The sequence below is a fragment of the Aeromicrobium sp. genome (genome assembly GCF_036676885.1).
GTDB lineage: Bacteria > Actinomycetota > Actinomycetes > Propionibacteriales > Nocardioidaceae > Aeromicrobium.
Genome location: NZ_JAKFCB010000117.1, coordinates 1 through 3,694, shown reverse-complemented (window position 1 = coordinate 3,694; position 3,694 = coordinate 1). Strand labels below are relative to the sequence as shown.

Below are 3,694 nucleotides of genomic sequence, written 5' to 3'. Positions count from 1 at the left end.
TCGTCGTCCCCGCCCCCGCAGGCGCTCAGGACCAGCGAGGCTGCGGCCACCGTGGCGGCGACCCTTGCCCACATCCGCGTGTTGCGCTTCATCGATTCTCCTTGTCGGTGGTGCTGCAGGCCGTCCGCGGGTCACGGACGGACGATCAGGGGGTCGAGCGGTGCCGGGTGAAGAACATCTCGACCGCGAGGGCCGCGCAGTAGAACACCAGGCCGAGCACGATCGCGCCGAAGACGTATGCCCAGGCGAGCGCGTAGTTGCTGCTGGCGGCGGACGACGTGATCGACTTGCCGAGGCCGCCGATGGGACCGCCGAAGTACTCCGCGATCAGCGCGGAGATGACCGCGAGCGACGACGCGACCCGCAGCCCCGTGAACACGTACGGCGCCGCGGTCGGCAGCGTCACGGCGAGCTGCTGCTGGCGCGCCGACGCGGCATAGACGCGCATGAGGTCGCGGTGCACCGGGCGTACCTGCCGAAGCCCACGCAGGGTGTTGATGTAGACCGGCACGATCACCGCCACCGCGGCCACGATCTGCCGCGCGGTCTCCTTGTCGGCGCCGTACATCGTGTAGAGCACGGGCGCGAGCGCCACGATCGGCATCACGGCGAGAGCCGCGACGAGGGGCGCGACGATCGTGTCGAAGATGCGCCACACGCCGGCGACGACCGCGCCGAGGATGCCGACGAACGCGCCGACCACGAGCCCGATCAGCGCGTTGACACCCGTACGCACCGAGCCGTCGACGATCGAGCCGAGGTTGTCGGTGATCTCGTGGAAGATGTCGGTCGGCGTGGGGACGATGTACTGCTCGATGCCGAAGCCGTCGACGACGGCCTGCCACAGCCCCAGGAGGGCGACGCCGAGGACGATCGGCGCGACGATCGTCCGGTATGCCGACCCGCGGGCGAGCGCCCGCTCCGGGATCGTGGCGGTCGTGGAGCTCATCGGTTGTCGACCCCTCGCGCTCCCCCGACGGGCACCCCGTGCAGCGCCTCGCGCACCGTGGCGACGGCGTGGAAGAACGCATCGTCCTCACGGAGGGAGTCGTCGCGCTCGGCCGGGCCGCCGAGGCTGACGTCGACGACATCGGTGATGCGGCCCGGACGCGGGGACATGACGACGACCCGATCCGACAGGAACACCGCCTCGGGAATCGAGTGGGTCACGAACACGACGGCCGCCTGCGTCTCGGCGCAGATGCGGACGAGCTCGTTCTGCATCCGCTCCCGGGTCATCTCGTCGAGCGCTCCGAACGGCTCGTCCATCAACAGCAGCCGCGGGCTCTCGGCGAGCGCTCGCGCGATCGCGACGCGCTGCTGCATGCCGCCGGAGAGCTGGTCGGGGTAGTGCCCGGCGAAGTCGGTCAGCCCGATCAGCTCGAGCAGCTCGGTGACCCGGTCTCGACGCTCCTTGCGCCCGGCGCCGTGCAGCGCGAGCGGCAGCTCGATGTTGCCCGTCACGGTCTTCCACGGCAGCAACCCGGCCTGCTGGAACGCGATGCCGTAGTCCTGGTCGATCCGGGCCTGGCGGGCCGGCTTGCCGAACACGCTGAGCTCTCCGGAGGTCGGGGTGTCGAGGTCGGCGATGAGGCGCAGGAGTGTGCTCTTGCCGCAGCCGCTGGGCCCGATCAGCGACACGAACTCCCCCGCCGCGACACCCAGGTCGACCGACTCCAGAGCTGTGACTGACGCACCCTTGCGACCGCCGAACGTACGGCTGACGGCGCGTACTTCGACGGCCTGATTGGTGTCACTCATACCGGGATCTCCGAACGTCGATAGGACTTGAGGGCGAGACCGAGCAGGCCGACGAAGGCGGCGGCGACCAGGCCGACCGCGATCGCCGCGAAGATCGGCGCCCAGGGCTTGGCCGGATCGCTGCTGGCCGACTGGGCGTACTCGATGATCAGGCGGCCCACGCCACCGCGCAGGCCGATCGAGACCTCGGCGACGACCGTGCCGATCACCGCCGACGCGGCCGCGAGCCGCAGCGCGGGGATCAGGAACGGCACGCTGGCCGGCAGCCGCAGGCTGAACAGCGTGCGCCACCAGCCGATGCCGTACGTGTGCATGAGGTCGACGTGTGTCGCGTCCGGCGCCTTGAGCCCGCGCAGCACGCCGACCGCGACGGGGAAGAACGCGAGGTACGCGGCAATGACCGCGACCGAGTGCTCGCTCTGCCACTCGAACCCGCCGATCGTGATCTGCGAGCCCCAACGGCGTACGAGTGGCGCGATCGCGATGAGCGGCACGGTCTGGCTCAGCACGATCCAGGGCAGCACGGCGGCCTCGGCGATCGTGAAGCGTTGCATCACGAGCGCCAGGCCGAAGCCCACGACGACCCCGATGATCCAGCCGAGCGCGGCGATCCGGAGCGTGAACAGGCCGCCGTCGAGGACGGTCTGCCACATCGTGTCGCCACCGATCCCGATGACCGGGTCCGACAGCCGCGAGATCATGTCCCACACGTGCGGCATGGCGGTGTCGGTCGACCGCGGCAGCACCGTGGTGTCGCCGATGACGACGCCGGTGTCGGGTGCGAGCGCCTTGTAGGCCTCCCACACCGCGACGACCGCGGCGATGCCGAGAGCGCCGAGAGCCAGGCGCCCCAAGGGCGCGGAACGTCGAGTCATCCGGCTAGGCCTTCGCCTTCACGTGCTCGCGGATCTCCGGGATGATCGACTCGCCATAGACCCGGAGCGTCTCCTCCTTGTTGTCGTGCTGGAGGTAGCCGGCGAACTGCGTCACGCCGACCGCCTGGAGCGCCTTGAGCTTCGCGATGTGGTCCTCCGCGGTGCCGAGCACGCAGAACCTGTCGACGATCTCGTCGGGCACGAACTCGGCGTGCGTGTTGCCGGCGCGGCCGTGCTCGTTGTAGTCGTAGCCCTCGCGGCCCTTGATGTAGTCGGTCAGGGCCTGCGGGACCTGCGCGTCGTCGCCGTACTTCGCCACGATGTCGGCGACGTGGTTGCCGACCATCCCGCCGAACCAGCGACACTGCTCGCGCATGTGCGCCCAGTCGTCGCCCACGTACATCGGCGCGGCGATGCAGAACTGCAGCGAGTCCGGATCTCGGCCGACGTTCGCCGCAGCATCGCGGACGGTCTGGATCATCCACTTCGTGATGTCGACATCGGCGAGCTGCAGGATGAAGCCGTCGCCGACCTCTCCGGCCGCCTTGAGCGCCAGCGGGCCGTAGGCCGCGATCCACACCTCGAGCGACGTGTTGGTCGTCCACGGGAACCGCAGGGTCGAGCCCTTGTAGTCGACCGCGCGGCCGTTGGCGAGCTCGCGGATCACGTGCGTCGCCTCGCGCACCTCCTTGAGCGTCGACGGCTTGCCGTTCGTCACGCGTACGGCCGAGTCGCCGCGGCCGATGCCGCACACCGTGCGGTTGCCGTACATCTCGTTGAGCGTCGCGAACACCGACGCCGTCACGGTCCAGTCACGCGTGGCCGGGTTGGTCACCATCGGGCCGACCATGATCCGGTTGGTCTCGGCGAGGATCGCGCTGTAGATGACGTACGGCTCCTGCCACAGCAGATGGCTGTCGAACGTCCACACGTAGTCGAAGCCGTGCGTCTCGGACAGCTTGGCGAGCTGCACCGTGCGCCACGCGGGTGGATTGGTCTGGAGGACGACGCCGAAATCCATGATCAGCCTTCTGCTAGATGAGGTACTGGGAGAGGTC

4 protein-coding genes are annotated in these 3,694 nt (G+C 69.4%); all 4 read right to left on the bottom strand.

What is annotated here, in order from left to right; all coding sequences use genetic code 11:
- Positions 1-145 precede the first annotated feature (145 nt).
- Genes V6M46_RS05940 through V6M46_RS05925 form a run of 4 tightly spaced genes read right to left on the bottom strand, consistent with a single transcriptional unit; the run spans position 146 to position 3,657 of the window.
- Positions 146-949, bottom strand: coding sequence for an ABC transporter permease (locus V6M46_RS05940; RefSeq protein ID WP_332662857.1), 804 nt, complete (start codon positions 947-949; stop codon positions 146-148).
- A complete protein-coding gene (locus tag V6M46_RS05935) occupies positions 946-1,761 on the bottom strand; it encodes an ABC transporter ATP-binding protein (protein WP_332662856.1) in 816 nt (271 codons plus the stop codon). The genes V6M46_RS05940 and V6M46_RS05935 overlap by 4 nt, the downstream gene beginning before the upstream one ends.
- Complete coding sequence (locus V6M46_RS05930) at positions 1,758-2,636, bottom strand: ABC transporter permease (RefSeq protein ID WP_332662855.1); 879 nt, start codon at positions 2,634-2,636, stop codon at positions 1,758-1,760. Before V6M46_RS05930 ends, V6M46_RS05935 begins: the two co-directional genes overlap by 4 nt.
- A 4-nt stretch (positions 2,637-2,640) precedes the next feature.
- Positions 2,641-3,657, bottom strand: a complete 1,017-nt coding sequence (locus V6M46_RS05925) for a TIGR03842 family LLM class F420-dependent oxidoreductase (RefSeq protein WP_332662854.1) — start codon at positions 3,655-3,657, stop codon at positions 2,641-2,643.
- Positions 3,658-3,694 lie beyond the last annotated feature (37 nt).

Bases quoted from the DNA above. Each gene is read 5' to 3' on its own strand.
- V6M46_RS05940 (WP_332662857.1), bottom strand. From the start codon at position 949: ATGAGCTCCACGACCGCCACGATCCCGGAGCGGGCGCTCGCCCGCGGG.
- V6M46_RS05935 (WP_332662856.1), bottom strand. From the start codon at position 1,761: ATGAGTGACACCAATCAGGCCGTCGAAGTACGCGCCGTCAGCCGTACG.
- V6M46_RS05930 (WP_332662855.1), bottom strand. From the start codon at position 2,636: ATGACTCGACGTTCCGCGCCCTTGGGGCGCCTGGCTCTCGGCGCTCTC.
- V6M46_RS05925 (WP_332662854.1), bottom strand. From the start codon at position 3,657: ATGGATTTCGGCGTCGTCCTCCAGACCAATCCACCCGCGTGGCGCACG.